Annotated in this window: 6 protein-coding genes; all 6 read left to right on the forward strand. The window is 63.4% G+C overall.

The genetic code is table 11. The features are described from left to right. The coding region (locus ACE3TQ_RS26650; protein WP_374586744.1) for a DUF2345 domain-containing protein at nucleotides 1–1,100 on the forward strand (1,100 nt) is incomplete at its 5' end. Beyond that, entirely contained in the window at nucleotides 1,100–1,651 is a 552-nt protein-coding gene (locus ACE3TQ_RS26655) for a hypothetical protein (protein WP_374586746.1), read from the forward strand. The genes ACE3TQ_RS26650 and ACE3TQ_RS26655, both read left to right, overlap by 1 nt. Then, nucleotides 1,648–2,565, forward strand: coding sequence for a DUF4424 family protein (locus ACE3TQ_RS26660; RefSeq protein WP_374586748.1), 918 nt, complete (start codon nucleotides 1,648–1,650; stop codon nucleotides 2,563–2,565). The genes ACE3TQ_RS26655 and ACE3TQ_RS26660 overlap by 4 nt, the downstream gene beginning before the upstream one ends. Further along, nucleotides 2,562–3,170: a hypothetical protein gene (locus tag ACE3TQ_RS26665; protein WP_374586750.1), complete on the forward strand. Its 609-nt coding sequence runs from the start codon at nucleotides 2,562–2,564 to the stop codon at nucleotides 3,168–3,170. The genes ACE3TQ_RS26660 and ACE3TQ_RS26665 overlap by 4 nt, the downstream gene beginning before the upstream one ends. Continuing rightward, entirely contained in the window at nucleotides 3,167–4,072 is a 906-nt protein-coding gene (locus ACE3TQ_RS26670; RefSeq protein WP_374586751.1) for a hypothetical protein, read from the forward strand. Before ACE3TQ_RS26665 ends, ACE3TQ_RS26670 begins: the two co-directional genes overlap by 4 nt. Before the next feature lie 99 nt (nucleotides 4,073–4,171). Then, nucleotides 4,172–5,051, forward strand: an 880-nt coding sequence (locus ACE3TQ_RS26675; protein WP_374586753.1) for a type VI secretion system Vgr family protein, incomplete at its 3' end; no start/stop codon positions are given.

Raw genomic sequence — 5,051 nt, forward strand, 5'->3', positions numbered from 1 at the left:
GGCAAGGCATGCTGCTGACCAGCCAGTCCGCGCGCGGCGCCTCCGGCCAGGTGCTCGACGTGCGCCCCGCCACGCGCGTGACGCAATCGAGCCGCCAGCTGCAAAAGGACCTGGCCGACCGCGCTCGCACGCACAAAGCCGATCTGCCGCAGGAGACCGAGAGCGACAAGCTGCCTTCCATCCAAGGCCTGGAACACACTATTGAAACCCAGGCAGCGAAGACGGGCGGTGTCGCCGCCTTCCGCACGCCCTTGATGCAGCTGGACAGCCCGGCCGGCATCGTCGCCGCCACGCCCGCCAACGCGATCCTGGCCGGCTCGCTGGCCGGCTCGGTCAGCGCCGGGACTGCGATCAACTTCGCCAGCCAGGCCAACCTGCACCACGCCGCAGCGACCGGCATCAGCCTGTTCACCTACGGCAAAGACGGCGGCATGCACCTGCACGCCGCCAGCGGCAAATGGAGCAGCCAAAGCCAGGAAGGCGCAACGCAACTGACCGCCGACAAACTGGTGACTGTGGCCAGCATCAACGCCGAAATCAACGTCGCCGCCAACAAGCACGTGCTGTTGACGACGCAAGGCGCCGCCATCCGCATCGAAGGCGGCAATATCGAGTTGAACGCGCCCGGCAAAGTGGAGTTCAAGGCCAGCAAGAAAGAACTGTCCGGCGCCGGCCAAAGCCAGCACGCCCTGCCGCTGATGCCGCGCTTTGAAGGCGAAGCCGCCGACCAGCACTTCGTCCTGAAGTCGCACAACGGCAAGCCAGTCGCCAACCGCCGCTACCGCGCGCTGACGGCAAACAAGACCATCGAAGGCTTTACCGCCGCCGACGGCCGCACCTCGATCCTGGAGGGATTCATGGGCCAGGTGGCGCGCTTCGAGCTGATCGAGGAATCGTATGACGAGCACTTCGTGCTGCGCGACCCGCTCGGCCAGCCGCTCGCCAACCTGCGCTACAAGATCCGTTCGGCCGATGGCGTAGAACTGGAAGGAGTGACGGACGACGAAGGCCGGACGCTCCTGTTCACCAGCGATAAGATCGAGAGCGTGGAACTGCTGCACGTACAAGAAGAATTTTCAGCGACGGAAGGAACCGGCTAATGCCAGATGATGCAGTTTTGGAGAAGTCCTCCACCAGCGAAAAGAGCAACACCCAAGGCAAGGAATGCACCATCGGCGAGTTCATCACCGAGGCCGAAGGCTGGAAGATCATTGAGGTAGCCGCCACATGGGAAGGTACCGAGTACAAGGCGATTGGCGCCGGCTCGCAGCGCGGCGTCAAGGGCGACTGCTCCGGCACCACCAACAAGATCTACGTCGAGGCAGGCTTCCCCTACCCTTACCAGCCGACCTTCGCGTTCGCAGGCTACGCGGCGAAGAGCCACCAGTTCCGCGAGATCGATGTCAGCAGCACGCCGATGCAAGCCGGGGACGTGCTGCTCTGGCCCGGCCATATGGCGATCTACGCCCCCTTCCCGGAGGGGCATCCGAAGCGCAATACTGGCGTGACAAAGAACGGCAAGAACGTCATGAACGATATGTACACCGCCTTTAACGACCGGCGCTACGCGCCTTATGCGCCCTACAACATCGCGGCATTCCGGCCCGACCGTTACAAAGTATTCCGCTACTTCAAGCTGAACTGCAAATGATGAACAAGCTCCGTCCAGCGCTGGCATGCGCCCTGGCATCGTGCTGCCTGGCCAGCCCGGCATCCGCCTACGAATTCGAGAATGGGGTACCGCTGACACTCGGCATGCAACAGGGCGCCCCCTATGTGCACGGCGTGCATATCAAACTGCAGGGTCATGAAGTCGATATCGCCATTGCCCTGCGCAACGATACCAAACAGCCGCAGCATGCCGGCTTCTACGCAGCGACGCCACTGTTCGAGTACCTGGGCGAAGGCGAAGAATATGCCGACAAGACCTTCCCCGAACTGAAAGTCCTCCAGGACGGCAAGCCGCTGCCGGTATCGCGCTACCCGCGCGCCTACTTCCTGGGCCAGGACATTACCGGCATCCTGCGCAAAGCCGGGATCGATCCGGTTCCACCCAACCAGGCAGACTGGAAGAAGCTGGAAAAGCTGCCCACCCTGCAGAACATCCGCATCAGCGACTGGCAAGCCAAGCTCACTTACGGATGGAGCGGACGGATAGCAGCCGGCGCATCGGCGCAGGTGAACGTGCGCTACTCCGCGTTACCGAAATTCAGCCTGGAGACCATCGACCACGAGCGCTTTACGCAGTTGGCGCAACAGCACTGCGGCGACCCGGCAAAGCTGCGCGCCCTGTTGCGCAGCATGGCGCCGGGGGAAACGCAGGTGCTCGCCGAAGTGTTCGATTTCCCGCTGCCATTCGTGAAGCTGCAGGATACCCGCGTAACGCTCGATAAGCCCCTGAAGCAGTGGATGGGCACGCGCCAGGTTGCCGCCCTTGCCTGCGGCTTCGAAGGGCCGCAGGCCATGCCGACCGACGGCATGATCCGCTCGGTCAACTACTCCATCTCCGTCCTCGTGGTCTCGCTGCTTTCGAGCGCGCCTGAAGAAGGGAGCCAGAAACCATGACCGACAGCACCCTGACCCGCGACGCGGCGCTGACGCCAACCTCCGACAAGCAAGGGCACGAAATCCTGATCTGCGCGCCGGATTGGTTCGACGAGGCGAAGACGTACAAGATCAGCAACGCCCCCGCACGCACGGCCAGCCTTGAATTCACCGGCAAAGACCTGAACTTCATGGCCAAGGTGCTGTACGCCGAGGCATCCGGCCGCATGCAGCTGCCTGACAAGGCCGACCGGGACAAGGAAAAGGCGGCGATCATGAACGTCAACCATTTCCGCCTGAACCGCAAGGGCTACCCCTCCAACGCCTACATCGCCAAGACCTTCCGCGAAGTATGCGTGGCGCCGAACCAGTTTGAGACGGTGTTCCGCGACACGGCCAAATACAAGAACGTGAACGCGGCCCCGCAGCAACTGAACAAATTCGAATGCGCCGACCTCGATGAAGCGCTGGAAGCGATCCGCGTCTTCATGGCAACCGGTCCAACCGCCGCCTACCAGTTCGACAATTTCCGCGGCTACAAGCCAGGCGGCCAGGGTACCCATATCGGGCGCTCGCGCTTCTGGCTTTCGCCCGCAGGACAAGACATGATGAAGAAGGCCCCATGAAATACAGCGCCCTCCTGATTGCCGCAGCCCTGCTGCACGCCAATGCGCACGCCGATGACCAGGGCCTGCACTACAAAGTCGGCAAGGTCGCCGTTAGCGAAAGCGCGGACACGATCGTGGTGCAGGGCGAACAGCCCATCACCCTGCAAAACCAGCCAGCCGGCCGCGCATGGCCGCCGCTCCAGCTGGACGAAGCGGGAAGGATCCATGCGGGCCCCCATATCATCGACCCCGCAACGGGGAAAAGCCTGGCCAACAGCCAGGATGCGATCCAGCTGCCAAACGGTTTGCAGGTCGCGGCCAGCGCCACCGGCTACGAGCTGCGCCACGGCCAGGCGCGTTGCACGATCGACTATCAGCAACTGGGTGCGCCGGCCGATCGCACCCCGCTGGAAGCGCTGCAAGCGTACAACGTCAACCTGGCGGCATCCGACAAATCGATCCTCGTCCTGGTCACAAACTTCCTGGAAGATGGCCAGACAGCGCGCTACCACGTGCAGCGCATCGACCCGGCGACTTGCAAGTCCACCGTCGCCGCCAAGTTGGGCGACCCGGACCTGCTGGTGGAACTGGGCCATTCGCGTCGTGGCGGCTGGTGGGTCACCGGAAGCGTCGAACAAACCCTGATGGTTTCCAAAGACGGCAGCAAATGGCGCAGGGTCAAACTGCCGGCAAAGCTGTCCGCCTTGAGCAGCAGCTATATCGTGGACGATCAGCAAATCTGGCTCGCCGCGATCCTGGGCGACATGGACAAACACCCAAACCTGCTGGTGTATTCGGCGAACGGCGGCAAGAGCTGGATCAGCCTGAAAGCAAACGATCCGCTGCTGGCGAAGATACCCGCAGGCTGGCTGGAGGGCCAGAAGCGCAAAGTCGCCTCACTCGACCCCGGCAAAAACTAGCGATGGGAAAGTAAGGCGCGCACGATTGAAAACGCACTTGCCTGAGCAGTATTTCTAAGCTGTAATAGCGATTCGCACAGTTATCGAAATGACAATCGAATGCTGGATCGCCTCACACAAGACACGCGCCTGCTGCGCCTGACGACTTGCGCGCCCCTGATAGTGGAGTGCGTGCGCGGTGAAGAAGCAATTGGCAAACCGTTCGTTTTCGACATCAGCACACTCTCCACCGACGCCGCCATTCCGCTCAAATCGCTGATCGGCCAGCCCGCCCTGCTGGAGCTGGTGACGGCCGCCGGGCCGCAGGCACTGCGCCCCTTCCACGGCCACATCACGGCCATCGAGCTGAATGCATCGAATGGTGGATTTGCGCGCTACAGCGTGCGGGTCGAGCCCTGGACCGCCTTCCTCGCGCACAACCGCGACAGCCGCGTATTCCAGGACATGTCGGTCTGCGACATCCTCGACGCGGTGCTGGGCAGCTGGCAAGGCCAGGGCGCCCTGGTGCCCGAATGGCGCTTCGATCTGGCCGACCGCGCCGCCTACCCCAAGCGCAGCCTGTGCACGCAATACCAGGAAAGCGACTGGGCCTTTGCCGAGCGCCTGATGGCCGAAGAAGGCCTGTTCTACTACTACGAGCACCGCGACGACGGCCACGTGCTGGTGATCGCCGACCATAACGGCGCCTTCCAGCCCAACACCCAGGCCAGCGTACGCTTCACCCAGCCCGGCGCAGTGATGCGCGAAGACAGCATGGACCGCTGGCGCCAGCAAGCCAGCCTGCTGACCGGCGAGGTCGCGCTGCAAAGCTGGGACTACCGCACCCTGGGCCAGCGCCCAGCCAGCGCCGGCGGCGCCGACAGCGCGAACGTTTCGGGCCCGGCCCTCACCGCGCGCGACGTGCCCGGCGCCTACGCCTACACCAGCCGCGAACACGGCCAGCGCCTGGCCGAGCGCCGCCTGCAGGCGCTCGACGTGG

The sequence above is a fragment of the Pseudoduganella sp. genome (assembly GCF_041914865.1).
Lineage (GTDB): Bacteria > Pseudomonadota > Gammaproteobacteria > Burkholderiales > Burkholderiaceae_D > Rugamonas.

What these genes read in the sequence shown, in the direction of transcription:
- ACE3TQ_RS26665 (WP_374586750.1), top strand. Translation starts at nt 2,562, where the DNA reads ATGACCGACAGCACCCTGACCCGCGACGCGGCGCTGACGCCAACCTCC.
- ACE3TQ_RS26655 (WP_374586746.1), top strand. Translation starts at nt 1,100, where the DNA reads ATGCCAGATGATGCAGTTTTGGAGAAGTCCTCCACCAGCGAAAAGAGC.
- ACE3TQ_RS26670 (WP_374586751.1), top strand. Translation starts at nt 3,167, where the DNA reads ATGAAATACAGCGCCCTCCTGATTGCCGCAGCCCTGCTGCACGCCAAT.
- ACE3TQ_RS26660 (WP_374586748.1), top strand. Translation starts at nt 1,648, where the DNA reads ATGATGAACAAGCTCCGTCCAGCGCTGGCATGCGCCCTGGCATCGTGC.